The sequence below is a fragment of the Rhizobium herbae genome (assembly GCF_019511375.1).
Lineage (GTDB): Bacteria > Pseudomonadota > Alphaproteobacteria > Rhizobiales > Rhizobiaceae > Pararhizobium > Pararhizobium herbae_A.
In genome coordinates, this window is sequence record NZ_JAEUAO010000001.1 from 199,862 (window position 1) to 215,084 (window position 15,223).

The following is a 15,223-nucleotide window of genomic DNA, read 5'->3' on the forward strand; positions in this document are numbered from 1 at the left end:
TCGTAAATGCTGTTTTTCGAATCCGACGGCACATTGGCGCAAGCTTCGTCTTCTAGGCTCGCGGCGTGTTATTGTCGCCACCGGCACGAAAAAGGAGCAGGCACAATGGTCTGGCCGATCGTCATCCTCTGCATGCTGCTCGCAGGGACCTTCTACATGCGGATGAAGGAGCGCGCCGACAAGGACCGGCAGGAGCCGGATACCGGGTCGGCTATCCTCGATTTCGGCAGGGCATTTCCAGGTGAGGCCATCCGGGCCATTCACGCGACGGCAGATGAGAAGGCCTATTTTGTCCGTCTTCACGACGGCAAGGCCGGGTTCATGGCCTCACACGGAAACCATTTCGTCTGCCATCTGATCGAGCCCGGCAAGGTCAACGTCAGCAACGCGCCAAGCGGCCGTGGCCTGGTGGTGCATTTCGCTGACTTTACCTCTCTCGATGGCGTCTACGAGTTCGCCAGCCCGGCCGTGGCAGCCGAGGTTTCCCTCTGGCTGCTCGGCAGCTTCAGCCCGCAGTCGGAGATCAGGGCTGTGCCGGCAAATTAGCGTCCAAGCCAGGCCGCGCAGTCTTCGAGTGCACGGGCTGCGACGAGCTGTTTCTTCATCACCGTCTTGTCCTTGCCCCGGAAGCGCTTGACGCCTTCGGGTTTGGTGATGGAACCGGGTTCCAGGAGCGGAAACAGGCCGAAATTGATGTTCATCGGCTGGAACGAGCGTTTGCCCGGTTCGTCATCGGAAACGATGTGACCGCCGGTGATGTGGTTGAGCAGCGAGCCGAAGGCCGTCGTTGCTGGCGGCAGGGGCAGAGGCTCGCCTTTGCGTTCGGCGGCAGCGAAGCGCCCGGCAAGCAGGCCGATGCTGGCGCTTTCGACATAGCCTTCGCAGCCGGTGATCTGGCCTGCAAACCGCAGTCCCGGGCGCGACTTCAACGTCAGCGATCGATCGAGCAGCACGGGCGAATTGATGTAGGTGTTGCGATGCAGGCCGCCGAGGCGAGCGAACTCGGCGTTCTCGAGGCCCGGGATCATCCGGATGACTTCGGCCTGCGCGCCGTATTTCAGCTTCGTCTGGAAGCCTACCATGTTGTAGAGCGTGCCGAGTGCGTTGTCCTGACGCAGTTGTACCACCGCATAGGGCTTTACGCTTGGATTATGAGCGTTGGTGAGGCCCATCGGCTTCATGGGGCCGTGCCGGAGCGTCTCGCGGCCGCGCTCGGCCATCACCTCGATCGGCAGGCAGCCGTCGAAATAGGGGGTGCCTTCCCATTCCTTGAAGCCGGTCTTGTCGCCGGCGATCAGCGCGTCGACGAAGGCATTGTACTGCTCTTCGTTCATCGGGCAGTTGATGTAGTCCTTGCCCGTGCCACCGGGCCCGACCTTGTCGTAGCGCGACTGGAACCAGCAGACATCCATGTTGATGCTGTCGGTGTGAATGATCGGGGCTATGGCATCGAAGAAGGCGAGCGCATCCGCGCCGGTTTCGGCCTGGATGGCGCTCGCCAGTGACGGCGCAGTCAGCGGACCGGTGGCGATGATTGCGAGGTCCCATTCCTTGGGCGGCAGGCCGGACACTTCTTCGCGCACCACGGTGATCAATGGGTGATTTTCGATCGCTTGCGTTACCGCATGCGAGAAGCCGTCGCGGTCAACCGCGAGGGCGCCGCCGGCAGGAACCTGGTTTTTGTCGGCCGCCGACATGATCAGCGAACCGGCAAGGCGCATTTCCGCATGCAGCACGCCGACGGCATTGCTGGTGGCGTCGTCCGAACGGAAGGAGTTGGAGCAGACCAGTTCGGCGAGGTTATCGGTCTTGTGAGCGTCCGTGCCGCGTACGCCGCGCATTTCATGGAGGCGAACAGGGATGCCGGCCTCGGCGATCTGCCAGGCGGCCTCCGATCCGGCGAGACCGCCGCCGATGATATGAATCGGGGAATAGGAAGATGTATTTGTCATGCGCCGTTATTTAGAGCAAGGCGGGCGCGAAGGGAACCTGTTCTGCATAGCGATGCGCCATGCAAGGTCCCGGAATCAGAAACGGCACCCCGGGGTGCCGTTTTTAGTCCCTCGACATATCCTGTCCGATTAACGGAAGGAGCGCGAAGCGATGTTGCGGATGTCGAAGCGGGTGATGCCGATGTCCGACAGGGCGTGGTTGGACAGGTTGCCGAGTTCGGCAACGGTACGGCGGTAGTTGATCCAGCTTTTTGCGATACGAATCGGGTTCATGATCTTTTCCTTGAGAAGCAAATGAGCAGTGCAGTGATTTGCCTGCTTCGTTGGGATGTATGTACGCCTTTCGCGGAAAAAGATGGAGTGCAAAGAAAATGCATCTGCTATGCATTTGTGCACTGCATTGCTGCTTCACTAGTCATTTTGCGCGCGTGCTGAAAAAGAAGCCATAGGTTAACGGCAGCCCATGGCGCGGCGGCAACCAATTTAACTGTTTGTCCTGTTTCGTTTTTTTCTTTGGGTCTTTTGGAGAGATCACGCGTGACAAGCGTCGGCGGGGCGCGAATTGTCCGGTCCGTGTACCGCCAATCCTCCATTGCCAGGAAGATGGGCATGCAAAAATGCTGCGCTGCAGCGGCCGGCCTTGCATGCGGAGCGTGCCGGCTTCGACCATGATGGCCAGGTAAAATTCAGACGAAAAAAAACGCCCGCCGGATTGAACCGGAGGGCGTTTGGCAGCTGCGCATCAGGCCGGAAAAACCGGCCGGTTGCGAGACTTACTTGACTGCCTGGCGGGCAACGTACTGGATGTCGCCGCGGCCGATGCCGAGGTCGTTCAGTTCGCGGTCGCTCATGCGGCCGAGTTCGTTGCAGGTCTGACGGTACTTGCGCCAATTGTTGAACGAGCGAGCAATGTTCACGATGCTGGTCCTTTCCAAGGTTCCTGCCAGCACCATCTGCTGGCCTTTATCTGATGATTGGAATATAGGCCGCCAACCCCTGAAATTACAGAGACAATGCTGCATCGCACCCATGCGCGGCTTGCAATCCTTTTTGGGGATTCGCCACGATTTGACCAAATTCTGTGCGGCGCGTGAGCGCAAAAGAGGTCGGGAGGAGCTGACGCCAAAAAACAACGCCCGCCGGGGGAGGAGGTCCGGCGGGCGTTGCTTGTTCTGATCGGCAACTGGGAGGAGGAGAGTTACCGATCCCATCGGGGGCGCTGGGAGGAGGAGTGCGCTGCCCCGAAGTTGGCCTCAAGATAAGTCTGACTGTCGGAAATGGGTAGGGGCAATGGCGAATAGCACCTATGTCAGACGCGCATGCCTAGCTCGTTTTTGCGGCATACTCATGCCGAATATTTCGGCATCTGCAAACTTCGTTATTCTTCAAGGTACTGGAGTATAATGATGTTTTCGGCTTCCGAACGAATAACGCCCGCTGGGGGAGGAGGTCCAGCGGGCGTCATTTACGGTGACAGGCAACCGGGAGGAGGAGTGTTGCCCGTCTGATCGGAGCGGCGCTGGGAGGAGGAGTGCGCCACTCCGAATTCTATGATGCGGACCTTTTAGGTCCGCCGACCTTTTCCGCTTCTTGGAGCGGAAGCGGCTGGTCTTGCCGCTGACGGCCCTGATTGCTTTCGCTGATCTCGTTCCGTCTTCTTGAATTCAATATAGTTCAGCAAAGCTAATTTGTGCAGTGCAATATCATCATGGATGCTATGCGAATTCTGCAAGGCCCGCTCGATCGCCCTGCTGCCCATTCGAAGGCTCAGATTCGCACGAAAATCTTTACGGTGCATTAACGATGATCGTTCGTTTCCGCCTTCCCCAGGCCTCGCGTCGCCCGAAGGCTCAACTATGATTTGCCGGTGCCTATGATATGTGTAGTGGGCGAGGCGCATGCAAGGAGGGCGGGTATGTATAGGGGGCGGATCGAGAAGGACCTCAATATCTGGGTCGCGAAGGGCATGCTTGGCGCCGACGCAGCGAAGGCAATGCTTGCCGAATATGATTCCCGCGAGACGGTTTTCAGTGCAGGCAGGGTGCTGCTGGCGTTGGCGGCGGTCCTCCTGTCGGCTGCCATCCTGTTGCTGGTTGCAGCTAATTGGGAGGCGATTCCCCGGCTTGTCCGTGTCGGCGGTATCGTCGCCCTGATCTGGGCCTTCTATCTGTTGGCAGCTGTGTGCCTGGGACGCGGTTGGCGCGGCCTGGGGGCTGCCTTTCTTGTCCTCGGGACCATGACGTTCGGCGGCGCGATCGCGCTGGTCGGGCAGATGTATCACCTGTCAGGCGATGCGGCCGATGCGCTGCTGATCTGGTTCGCGGCTGCCTGCGTCGCGGCGCTTGCGTTTCGTTCGGCGGCCCTTTCGGTGATCTCGGGCTTTCTGGCGTGGGCTGTTTTTGGCCAGTTGGTGATGGATAATGACGCAAGCTTTGCGGGCAACGGCTATATCTATTTCATTCCGGGGCTGATTGTCCTGGTGGTCGCACTGGTCCGCTATACCAATGCTGGTGCAGCCCGCCATCTCGCCTATCTGCTCGCCCTGGCCTGGCTCGGCTGGCTCTATCTCGAACTGCCGGACGTCCGGCTTGCCGCCGCTCTGTTCGGCCTTGGCCTGCTGGCGTTCCTGCTTGTCAGTTTACCGATGTCGCCGCTCTATCGCTTTGCTCAAGAGGCGGGCGCTGCGCCCGCGTTCTACAGCTTTGCGCTGGCGATCCTCGGGCTCGCGGCATTGCATGCGGATATGGACGGGCTTGGCCAGGAGGTCGCGCTCGGCGCAACGACGCTTGGCGTCGCTCTGGGCGGTATCGCTGTTGCCGGCCGGCTGAACGGCGCCGTGCGGTTTCTTGGCTATGCGGTCTTCGCCGTTGAAATCCTCTATCTGGCCTTCGAGACGCTTGGCAGTATTCTCGGTACGTCGGGCTTCTTCCTGATTTCGGGCGTCGTTGTCGGGCTGATCGCCTGGCTGGTGATCCGCCTGGAGAAACGGCTCGCCGCGAAGCCGGCAGTGGAGGGCATATGACATGAGCGAGAATCCGATCTTTCGCCCGCTGGTCGCAGCGATCATCGTGGCTCTGCTGCAGACTGCCTTTCTCGGCTACATGATCGAAAGCCGCGCAGCGGCGCCGATGTCGTGCTGAAGACCGTTCCCGTCGATCCGCGCGATCTGCTACGCGGTGACTATGTCATTCTCGCCTACGACATCTCGACCATTCCCGCTGATAAGATCACCGGCGGTTTTCCGACGGAAGCTACGGATGCGCAGCTATCGGTGCGGCTCGAGAAGCAATCGGATGGTTTCTGGGGCGTGGCGGAGGCCTCCTTCGGTTCGCTCTCACCGAAAGACGCCAGCGTGATCGCGCGCAGCGCGCCCTTCTACTTCTATCCGACGCCCGACAACCCTCCTTCCTCTCTGAATGTCGAATATGGGATCGAACGGTATTATGTGCCTGAAGGCGAGGGCAGGGTGCTGGAGGAGGCGCGCAATACCAGCGCACTTGCCGTGACAGCAAGCGTTGACCACGATGGCCGCATGCAGATCCGCGTGATCGCGATCGATGGAAAACCGCTGTACGAAGAGCCGCTCTACTGATCTTTACAGTTGTGTTTTCCGCCAAGTGACAAGAACACGACGGCAACCGTATTTTTCCTTTGATCCATTGCAAACGGGTGATATAGAGACGCCGCGCTCGGGAACGCCCTGAACCCGGCGCAGAATGTGTTGCGGCTTTTGCAGCGATGTCTTCTGTGCCGATGCGAGCAGGCGCTGCGGTTTTCTGAACGCGGGTATGGTGAAATTGGTAGACACGCCAGATTTAGGTTCTGGTGCCGCAAGGCGTGGGAGTTCAAGTCTCTCTACCCGCACCAGAATAAGGGACGTCCAGGGCTGGTTCTTGGCGTCGATCGAGAAGACGGCGCCATTTTGCTTGCAAAACGGTGACTGATTTGCGTAAAGCCACTCCCGGCAAATGGATCGGCTCAAGTGCTCGTGTACAGAACACCGACAGAGCCCTGTCAACGTGAAATGAAGGTTTGAACATGCAGGTTATCGAAACGCTCGCTGAAGGGCTGAAGCGCGAACTCAAGGTCGTCATTCCGGCCAAGGACATGGAAGCTCGTATGAACGAGCGCCTCGAAGACGCCAAGGGCAAGGTCCGTATCAACGGCTTCCGTCCGGGCAAGGTGCCGTTCGCGCATCTGAAGAAGATGTACGGCAAGTCGATCATGGCCGAACTGGTCAACGAACTGGTTCGCGAAAAGCCGACCGAGATTCTGTCGGAGCGCGGCGAAAAGTCGGCGACCCAGCCGGAAATCGCGATGACCGAGAACGAGGCCGAAGCCGACAAGATCCTGAACGCAGAGGTCGATTTCGAATTCACGCTGGCTTACGAAGTCCTTCCGGCGATCGAGCTGAAGGATGTGAGCGGCATCAAGGTGACGCGCGAAGTCGTCGATATCGACGACGCCGAAGTCACCGAGCAGATCCTGAAGATCGCTGAAAACGCCCGCACCTACGAAAACAAGAAGGGCAAGGCCGCAAACGGCGACCGCGTCACGATCGATTATCTCGGCAAGGTCGACGGCGTCGCCTTTGACGGTGGCAAGGACGAGGATGCCGAACTGGTTCTCGGCTCCAACCGCTTCATCCCGGGTTTCGAAGAGCAGCTCGTCGGCGTGAAGGCAGGTGACGAAAAAGTCATCACCGTAACCTTCCCGGCCGAATATCCGGCTGCGAACCTCGCGGGCAAGGAAGCCACCTTCGACATCACCGTCAAGGACGTTGCCGCTGCTGCCGAAGTCGAAATCAACGACGAGCTCGCCACCAAGCTTGGCCTCGAATCGGCTGACAAGCTCAAGGAAGTCGTCCGCGGCCAGATCGAAAGCCAGTACGGCTCGATGACCCGCCAGAAGGTCAAGCGCCAGATCCTCGATCAGCTGGACGAGCTCTATCAGTTCGACACGCCGCAGCGCCTCGTCGACGCCGAGTTCGACAACATCTGGCGCCAGATCAACACCGACCTGCAGCAGGCCGGCAAGACCTTCGCCGACGAAGACACGACGGAAGAAGAAGCTCGCGCCGAATACCGCAAGTTGGCGGAACGCCGCGTGCGCCTCGGCCTCGTTCTCTCTGAAATTGGCGAAAAGGCCGGCGTTCAGGTGAGCGACGAGGAAATGCAGCGCTCGCTGTTCGAACAGCTGCGCCAATTCCCGGGCCAGGAAAAGCAGATCATCGACTACTTCCAGAAGACCCCGGGTGCCGCCGCTTCGCTGCGCGCGCCGATCTTCGAAGAAAAGGTCGTCGATCACCTGCTCTCCGAAGTGAAGGTCACCGACAAGATCGTCAGCAAGGAAGAGCTGATGGCGGATGACGAAGAGGGCGCTTCGGAAACGAAGAAGGCCGCGCCGAAGAAGAAGGCCGCTGCCAAGGCTGAAGTTGCCGAAGGCGAAGAAGCCGCTGCGCCGAAGAAGAAGGCCCCGGCCAAGAAGAAGTCCGCTGACGATAGCGCCGAATAAGTCTGGCGTTTCCGGAAATCTGAAGAGGCCGTCCCGTGAGGGGCGGCCTTTTTGCCATGCGTGAAGATTTCTGAGGAACCAAGAGACCCGCTGTCGCGACCTGTCGGACACCGCGCCTGAGCTCCGCAGATTTGAGCGATCAGGGCAAGGCGCAGCAGTGCCTCAGCGCCCCCGTTGGCAAACTGCGTGCGGCACGATCACCTGCAGCGCCGCGTCAAGCACGACGCGAAAAGCACGCCGTAGCACGTTGAACGTGCTGCATAAATTTCAGGAATTATGCGGTGGGTCGCCTATCCCTTTGCGACGAGTTCGCCCATTCGGTTCCCGGCATCGAGGCCAGCGATCTTGTATGCTTCGGCGAGCGTCGGATAGTTGAAGGTGTTTTCGACGAAATACTCGACGGTGCCCTTCAGATTGAGCACGGCCTGGCCGATATGGACGAGCTCGGTCGCACCTTCGCCGACAATGTGTACACCGAGCAGGCGGCGGGTTTTTAGCGAGAAGATCAGCTTCAAGAGGCCGGAATCAAGACCCATGATATGGCCGCGCGACGTTTCCCGGAAGCGCGCAATGCCGCATTCATAGGGGATACCGCGTTCCTTGACCTCTTCCTCGGTCAGGCCGCAGGTGGAAATTTCCGGTACGGCATAAATGCCGTAGGGGAAGAACTTCGGCGGTTCCTTGGCGATTGCGCCAACGGCGACGCGCGCAGCGATACGCCCCTGTTCCATCGAAGTCGAGGCAAGGCTCGGAAAGCCGACGACGTCGCCGGCGGCATAGATATTTGGCACCGATGTCTGGAACGTTTCGGGGTTGACGCTCAACCGGCCGCGGCTATCGGCTTCCAGCCCGGCTGCGGACAAGTTCAGCGTGTCGGTGGCGCCCATGCGGCCGGCGGCGAACAGCACCATCTCGCAGATGATCACACGGCCGCTGTCGAGCGTGATCGAGCACTTGCCGTGCGGCGTCCGCTCGACCTTTTCCGCCTTCTGGCCGAGATGCAGCTTCATGTTGCGGTCGCGCAACTGGTAGGTAAAATCCTCGACGATTTCCTTGTCGATGAAGTCAAGCATCGTCGCCTTCGGATCGATCACCGTGACGTGTGTGTCGAGCGCGCTGAAGATCGTAGCATATTCGATGCCGATGACCCCGGCGCCGATCACGGCCAGGGAACGCGGCAGATCTTCGATTTCCAGCAACTCGTCGCTGTCCAGCACCGTCTTTCCGTCGAAAGGGATGTAGTCCGGGCGGAACGGTTTTGTGCCGACGGCGAGAAGAATGCTCGTGCCGGAAACGCGAATGGTTTCTCCATCGTCCTTGACGATCTGCAGCGTCTGCGGGTCGATGAAGCTCGCCTTGCCGCGCAAGTGCTGGACGCGGTTGCGGGCAAACTGGTGTTCGAGCACCTCGACCTCGTGATCAAGCGTGATCAGAAGCCGGCGGCGCAGATCGTCGGCGCTGATTTCCTGCTTGACGCGATAGGCACGCCCGTAAAAGCCGCGCTCGCGCCAGCCGGTGAGGTTCAGCGCGGTTTCACGAAGCGTCTTGGAGGGGATGGTCCCGGTATGGACAGAGACGCCCCCCACTCGTTTTCCCTGCTCGACGACAAGAACTCTCTTGCCCAGTTTGGCCGCTTGAATCGCGGCCCTGCGTCCAGAAGGTCCACTGCCGACAACCAAAAGATCATACTGGTTCATGACGAGTTTCCGGTGATGGCTGGAGAATCATTGTGCGTTGCGGCAATGTTCACTCGCAAGCGTCTATAACGTCAATCTTACAGTCTAGTAAGGCCTTATAAATTACGCTCGGTCTCGCAGGTGCCTGTTTTACGAAATGCGTTTATATATTGCCGACGAATTTACAATGGGAGATGGTGCCATGGCCGTACACGAGACCGACGTCACGCGCGTCCATGATTTCAACCAGGACCTGCCTCCGCAGCAAGAATCAACCGACGTGCTCGGAAAGCCCCGCAGCCGGCCTGGTGTTGTCGCCGCGGCGGTTTACGAAGATGGTCAGCGCATTCGTGACATCGAAATCCAGGAAGCCCACAACTGGAGGGACCGCGACAAGGCAGTCGTCTGGATCGGCCTGCATGAGCCCGACGAAGCGTTGCTGCGGGAAGTGCAAGCCGAATTCGGTCTGCACGAGCTTGCCATCGAAGACGCCGGCCATGCCCATCAACGCCCCAAGCTGGAGATCTACGGCGAGGCGATTTTCGTTGTCGCGCGGACGGCCCATATGGGCGGAGACGAAATCGTCTTCGGCGAGACCCATCTGTTCGTCGGCCGCGGCTATGTCGTGTCCGTACGCCACGGACCATCCACCTCCTACAATCAGGTCCGACAGCGGTGCGAGGCTTCGCCGGCTGCGCTGGCGCATGGCGAGAACTACATCCTCTATTCCATCCTCGATTTCATCGTCGACAACTACATGCCCGTCGTCGAAGGGATTCATGCCGAGGTCGAGGAACTGGAAGAACGGGTGCTGCGCGATCGGCTGGACAAAAAGGATATCGAGAGGCTCTATTTCCTGCGGCGCAGCCTGCTTCGGTTACGCAATGCGGTCGTGCCGCTGGTCGATGTTTGCCGGCGTCATGAGCATCTCGATCTTCCCGGCATGGATGCAACATTGCACGCGCTGTTTCGCGATGTCACCGATCATGTTCGCCGGGTCCAGGAAGATATCGACACCCTGCGCGAAGTGCTTGCCTTCACCTTCGAGGCCAGCCTGATGATCGGCCAGTCCGAGCAGACGGAAATTTCGCGCAAACTGGCGTCCTGGGCGGCCATCCTGGCGGTGCCAACCGCAATTGCGGGCATCTACGGCATGAACTTCGACGAAATGCCCGAGTTGAAATTTCGCTACGGTTATTTTCTGATCCTGGGGGTCATCGTCGTCACCTGCAGCCTGCTCTACCGAATGTTCCGGCGAGCGAAGTGGCTCTGAACGCCCGCCTCAGATCAGCCGTAGCCCCTTGAGGCTGGCATGGCCGTCCTTGCCGATGATGATGTGGTCATGAACGGTGATGCCGAGCGGCTTTGCCGTTTCGATGATCATTTTGGTCATGTCGATATCGGCGCGCGAGGGGGTCGGGTCGCCGGAGGGATGGTTATGGACGAGTATCAATGCCGTGGCCGAGAGTTCCAGGGCGCGCTTAACGACTTCGCGCGGATAGACAGGTGTATGATCGACCGTGCCGGTCTGCTGCACTTCGTCAGCGATTAATGCATTGCGCTTGTCAAGGAAGAGAATCCGAAATTGTTCACGGGTCTCGTGCGCCATGGCAGCATGGCAGTATTCGATCACGGATGACCAGGAGGCGAGAACCTGCTTGCCCTTGAGTTCGCTTTTCAGCGTGCGGTGAGCGACGGTCGAAATGAGCTTCAGATCGAAAGCCACGGATTCGCCGATGCCCTTCACTTCCTGCAGCAGGGTGGGAGAGGGGGCGAAGACGCCGGCCAGTGTCCCGAAGCGCTCGAGCAAGGCTTTGGCGATGGGCTTGGTGTCGCGGCGCGGAATCAGCCGAAAAAGCAGCAATTCGAGGATTTCGTAGTCTGCCAGCGCCGTGTCGCCATGGTCTCTGTAGCGGGTTCGCAGGCGGTCGCGGTGGCCATGGTAGTGCGCCTCTTCCTGCTGCGCGGCCTGGATGCCGAGCCCGGAGCGTTTTGCTGGCTGTTCCGCGAAAAAGCCCCTTTCGTCAGCCGGTTGCGAATCATCGCTGTCGGGAGAGAAAGGGGGCTTGGTCATCGCGAACCTATGTTGGCAGTCCCGGACGGTCGAGACCGGCCGGTGACAGAGTGAAAATCTCGCAGCCGTCGGCCGTCACGCCGACCGTATGCTCATATTGGGCGGAGAGGGACCGGTCGCGGGTGACGGCGGTCCAGCCATCGGCCAGGACCTTCACATGCGGGCGGCCGAGATTGATCATAGGCTCGATGGTGAAGATCATGCCCTCGCGCATTTCCGGACCTTCATTCGCCCGGCCGTAGTGCAGAATGTTCGGGGCGTCATGAAACAGCCGGCCGACACCGTGGCCGCAGAAGTCGCGCACAACCGAGCAACGCTCCGCTTCGGCAAAGCTCTGGATTGCCTCGCCGATGGCACCGGTGCGTGCGCCCGGTTTCACCGCGGCAATGCCGCGCATAAGGCATTCGTAGGTGACTTCAAGCAGCCGCTCGGCGGCGCGCTTGATCTCGCCGACCGGATACATGCGGCTGGAATCGCCATGCCAGCCATCCACGATGTAGGTGACATCGATATTGACGACATCGCCCTCGCGCAGCGGCTTTTCATTGGGAATGCCATGACAGACGACATGATTGATCGAGGTGCAGGAGGACTTCGTGTAGCCGCGATAATTGAGCGTGGCGGGCAGGGCGTTGTTGTCCATACCGAATTCGAACACAAAGCGATCGATCTCGTCGGTCGTCACACCCGGCTTGACGCGGTTTGCCAGTTCGTCGAGGCATCGGGCAGTGACCTGGCAGGCGCGCTTGATGGCGGCGAAATCCTCGGGCGTGTAGAGGCGGATGACGCCGGTATTCTTGTAGGGCGCAGACGCTGCCTCGATATAGGTGACCATTACAATACTTTCAGTTGCCTTTCCCTGCTGTCATAGATCAGCAAAGGCGGGTTCGTCCATCATGATCAGGCCGTCCGGCGTAATTTGCTGCGGGGAAACCCGGCATTTGACGACGAAGGCCTCAACGCCGCGCTGGCGGGCCCGTTGGAAGGCCTGGGCATAGAGAGGGTCAAGGTCGTCGCAGACCCTGAAGGTCGCGCAGTCATCCCTTTGGATCAGATAGATCATGATGCCGCGATGGCCGGCCTCGACCATGTCGCCAAGTTCCTCGAGATGCTTGGCGCCGCGTGCTGTCGGGCTATCCGGAAATTCGGCAAGTCCTGATGCGCGGCTGAAATGCACGTTTTTGACCTCGACATAGGCGCGGCCGCGCTGAGGGTCGGTCAGAAGCATGTCGATGCGAGAGTTGCGACCGTATTTCTGCTCCCGCTGCAGGGTCGAATAGAGATGCAGATCGCCAATCTGGCCTGCGTTGATCGCTTCCTCTGCCAGCCGGTTGGGCAGGCCGGTATTGATGCCGACGACAGTGCCGCCCACGTCCACCATCTCGAGCATGTAACGATGTTTGCGCGTCGGGCTGTCATGCTCGGAGAGCCAGATGGGCGATCCCGGCGAGGTCAGGCCGCGCATCGATCCGGTATTGGGGCAGGAGCCCGTGATCGCGCGGCCATCCTCCAGAACTGCGTCGAAGAGAAAGCGCTTGTAGCGTTGGACGAGGACGGCAGGCACGAGTGGCCGTTCGAAGATCATGAAGCCGAATTCCGTTCTGCCTCAGGCGCGGGCGCGAACGTAGGAGCCGGGGGCTTCCTCCAGGGTATTGAGTGTTCCGCCGGTCTTGCGGGCGGGAACGCGCTCGCTGTCGAGAGCCTCAATCCAGGCATGCCAATGCGGCCACCAGGAGCCCGGAGTCTCGGTGGCTGTTTCCACCCAATCCTCGAAATCGCCCGTGGCGGGACCACCCGTCCAGAATTGGTATTTGTGCTTGTCCGGAGGGTTGACAACGCCTGCAATATGCCCTGATCCGGCCATGACATAGGTGACATCGCCGCCGAAAAACTGGCTGCCGACGAACACGGATTTTGCCGGCGCGATGTGATCTTCCTTGGTAGCGAGATTGTAGATCGGGATCTTCACGTCGCCGAGCGAAATCTTCTTCCCCGCCAGCACCATCTTGCCCTTGGTCAGATTGTTCTCGAGATAGCAGTTGCGCAGATAGAAGGAATGGTTCGCCGCCGGCATGCGCGTCGAATCGGAGTTCCAGTAGAGCAGGTCGAAGGCCGAAGGTTCCTGGCCCTTCAGGTAGTTGTTGACGAAATAAGGCCAGATCAGGTCCGATGCGCGCAACATGTTGAAGGCCATGGCCATTTTCGAGCCGTCAAGATAGCCGTTCTCCTTCATCCGCTGCTCGATTTGGGTGATCTGCTCCTCATCGGCAAAAACCTTGAGATCACCGGCATAGGTGAAATCGACCTGCGTCGTGAACAGCGTCGCCGAGCGGATGCGCTTGTCGCCCTCCTTCGCATGCAAGGCGAGCGTTGCGGCAAGCAGGGTTCCACCGACGCAATAGCCGATCGCGTTGACATCCTCTTCGCCGGTTGCCAGGCGGATCGTGTCAAGTGCGAAGCCGATGCCTTCGCGGGCATAGGATTCCCAGTCCTTGTTGGCATGGCGCTCATCAGGGTTGACCCAGGAGATCACGAAGACGGTATGTCCCTGGTCGACTGCCCATTTGATGAAGGATTTTTGCGGATTGAGGTCAAGCACGTAGAATTTGTTGATCCACGGCGGGCAGATCAGCAGCGGTCGCTTGAGGACGGTCTCGGTGGAGGCGTCATACTGCAAAACCTGGCAGACATCGCTCTGGGCGATCACCTTGCCCGGCGTAATGGCGATGTTCTCGCCAACTGCGAACTTGCTCGTATCCGTTTGCCGCAGTTTGAGATCGCCTTCGCCTGCCGAGATGTCCTCGGCGAGCATCTGCATCCCCTTGACGAGGTTTGCGCCGCTCGATGCCACCGTTTCGCGATAGAGTTGCGGGTTGGTCGTGACGAAATTTGCCGGCGAAAGGGCGCTCGAAATCTGCCGCACGTAGAATGCGGCCTTGTGCCTCGTGTGATCATCGAGGCCGTCGGCATCGCGCACCATCCGGTCCGCCCAGTTGGAGGTAATGAAATAGCTTTGCCGCAGGAAATCGAAGAACGGATTGGCGACCCAATCGGCGTCGGCGAAACGCTTGTCGTCCTGTGGCACCTCTTCCGGGTCGGCGACGGCTTCGCCGCTCATTTTCTGCAGCGTGCGTGTCCACATCGAAAAGAAGCTGCCCATCAGGGAGGTTTGAGCCTCGAGGGTCCGTCTGGGATCGGACAGCCAATATTCGGAGACTTTCGACAGCGTCTTGACCATATCGACGACCGGATCGGCCATCAGGTCGGTCTTGCGACCGCTCTCGCGCGGCGCAAGCCAAGCGGATGCCGCCTTGCCGAGTTGCTCCACCGTGCGCGCGAGGTTTACCGCTAAGGCTTCGGGATCCTTGACGATATATGGATCGACGGATTTCGGGTCGAAGCCGGGGAAACCATCCGTATTTGGGCCGGAGGGGTTCTCGGTCTTCCTGTGTTCTGCCACCCCGTTTCCTCCACAGATGTTTGTTTGTTTTGTCTTTTTACATTCTGCCTTAAAATGATTACAAGTGCCAGCGCATGTTGGACATGCCTTTTGGCAGTCGGCAAACCTCAGGCGAAGATCGAGCGGCACGGGCCGGGCAGGGGCATGATGAAAAAGTCGGGAAAAGCAGAGATAGTGCGGGTGATAGCGGCCTGTGGAGCGGTTGGTGTTGCCCTTGTGCTCGCCGGTTGCACCTCAGCGACGGTTGACGAAAAGCCGTCCGCTTATTCCGCGACCATGGCCAAGCCTGTGCCGGCGGATGTCTATCCGGTAATCGAAGGCAAGCGCCCTGCGGCGAGCGCACAGATGAGCAATGAGGAAGCCGCCGCCCAGGAAGCGCGGCTCACGGCATTGAGTTCGGCCCGCGCGTCCGGCAAAATCTCGGAAGCGGAATATCAGCGCCGCCTGAATGAGCTTCAACAGCTTGCTGCCAATCACGGCGCCGAGACGCTGAAGCAGATACAGAATTAGCACTTGCGTTTCCGCTGATTTGGACGCAAAGCGTTTC

Annotated in this window: 13 protein-coding genes, 1 tRNA gene and 1 pseudogene; 7 read left to right on the forward strand and 8 right to left on the reverse strand. The window is 59.5% G+C overall.

Annotation, left to right across the window (positions count from 1 at the left end; translation table 11 throughout):
- Positions 1-105 precede the first annotated feature (105 nt).
- Positions 106-546 (forward strand): hypothetical protein, encoded by a 441-nt coding sequence (locus JNB71_RS01020; protein WP_220370007.1) that lies wholly within the window; start codon positions 106-108, stop codon positions 544-546.
- On the opposite strand, the gene trmFO is transcribed toward JNB71_RS01020, so the two are convergent.
- From trmFO to JNB71_RS01035, 3 genes are all read right to left on the reverse strand, one after another.
- Positions 543-1,952 (reverse strand): methylenetetrahydrofolate--tRNA-(uracil(54)-C(5))-methyltransferase (FADH(2)-oxidizing) TrmFO, encoded by a 1,410-nt coding sequence (gene trmFO / locus JNB71_RS01025; RefSeq protein WP_220370008.1) that lies wholly within the window; start codon positions 1,950-1,952, stop codon positions 543-545. The genes JNB71_RS01020 and trmFO overlap by 4 nt on opposite strands.
- A gap of 129 nt (positions 1,953-2,081) precedes the next feature.
- Positions 2,082-2,225 carry a DUF1127 domain-containing protein gene (locus JNB71_RS01030; protein ID WP_068955543.1) on the reverse strand — a complete coding sequence of 48 codons (144 nt, stop codon included), beginning with the start codon at positions 2,223-2,225 and terminating at the stop codon, positions 2,082-2,084.
- Between the two features lie 500 nt (positions 2,226-2,725).
- On the reverse strand, positions 2,726-2,869 hold the full coding sequence (locus JNB71_RS01035; protein WP_068955544.1) for a DUF1127 domain-containing protein: 144 nt from the start codon (positions 2,867-2,869) through the stop codon (positions 2,726-2,728).
- 998 nt (positions 2,870-3,867) lie between these two features.
- Between JNB71_RS01035 and JNB71_RS01040 the strand changes: the two genes are divergently transcribed.
- The 4 genes and pseudogenes from JNB71_RS01040 (at position 3,868) to tig (ending at position 7,466) form a co-directional block, all read left to right on the forward strand.
- Positions 3,868-4,974, forward strand: a complete 1,107-nt coding sequence (locus JNB71_RS01040) for a DUF2157 domain-containing protein (RefSeq protein WP_220370009.1) — start codon at positions 3,868-3,870, stop codon at positions 4,972-4,974.
- Between the two features lies 1 nt (position 4,975).
- Positions 4,976-5,544: pseudogene (locus JNB71_RS01045) on the forward strand (GDYXXLXY domain-containing protein).
- Between the two features lie 190 nt (positions 5,545-5,734).
- A tRNA-Leu gene (locus JNB71_RS01050) sits at positions 5,735-5,819 on the forward strand.
- A gap of 171 nt (positions 5,820-5,990) precedes the next feature.
- Positions 5,991-7,466: a trigger factor gene (gene tig, locus JNB71_RS01055; RefSeq protein WP_220370010.1), complete on the forward strand. Its 1,476-nt coding sequence runs from the start codon at positions 5,991-5,993 to the stop codon at positions 7,464-7,466.
- A gap of 290 nt (positions 7,467-7,756) precedes the next feature.
- Here tig and sthA read toward each other — a convergent pair whose 3' ends face one another.
- Positions 7,757-9,163, reverse strand: a complete 1,407-nt coding sequence (sthA, locus tag JNB71_RS01060) for a Si-specific NAD(P)(+) transhydrogenase (RefSeq protein ID WP_220370011.1) — start codon at positions 9,161-9,163, stop codon at positions 7,757-7,759.
- 181 nt (positions 9,164-9,344) lie between these two features.
- Here sthA and JNB71_RS01065 point away from each other — a divergent pair, with 181 nt between their 5' ends.
- The gene (locus JNB71_RS01065; RefSeq protein ID WP_220370012.1) at positions 9,345-10,415 is read left to right on the forward strand and encodes a magnesium and cobalt transport protein CorA; all 1,071 of its coding nucleotides are present in this window, start codon (positions 9,345-9,347) and stop codon (positions 10,413-10,415) included.
- 9 nt (positions 10,416-10,424) lie between these two features.
- On the opposite strand, the gene radC is transcribed toward JNB71_RS01065, so the two are convergent.
- Genes radC through phaC form a run of 4 tightly spaced genes read right to left on the reverse strand, consistent with a single transcriptional unit; the run spans position 10,425 to position 14,676 of the window.
- Positions 10,425-11,216, reverse strand: coding sequence for a RadC family protein (radC, locus tag JNB71_RS01070; RefSeq protein WP_220370013.1), 792 nt, complete (start codon positions 11,214-11,216; stop codon positions 10,425-10,427).
- A 7-nt stretch (positions 11,217-11,223) separates the two neighbouring features.
- A complete protein-coding gene (map, locus tag JNB71_RS01075) occupies positions 11,224-12,051 on the reverse strand; it encodes a type I methionyl aminopeptidase (RefSeq protein ID WP_220370014.1) in 828 nt (275 codons plus the stop codon).
- 30 nt (positions 12,052-12,081) lie between these two features.
- Complete coding sequence (gene sfsA, locus JNB71_RS01080) at positions 12,082-12,801, reverse strand: DNA/RNA nuclease SfsA (RefSeq protein ID WP_220370015.1); 720 nt, start codon at positions 12,799-12,801, stop codon at positions 12,082-12,084.
- Between the two features lie 21 nt (positions 12,802-12,822).
- Positions 12,823-14,676: a poly(3-hydroxyalkanoate) polymerase subunit PhaC gene (phaC, locus tag JNB71_RS01085; protein ID WP_220370016.1), complete on the reverse strand. Its 1,854-nt coding sequence runs from the start codon at positions 14,674-14,676 to the stop codon at positions 12,823-12,825.
- A 24-nt stretch (positions 14,677-14,700) separates the two neighbouring features.
- On the opposite strand from phaC, the gene JNB71_RS01090 reads away from it, so the two are divergent.
- Positions 14,701-15,186 carry a hypothetical protein gene (locus JNB71_RS01090; RefSeq protein WP_220370017.1) on the forward strand — a complete coding sequence of 162 codons (486 nt, stop codon included), beginning with the start codon at positions 14,701-14,703 and terminating at the stop codon, positions 15,184-15,186.
- The last annotated feature ends 37 nt before the right edge of the window (positions 15,187-15,223 follow it).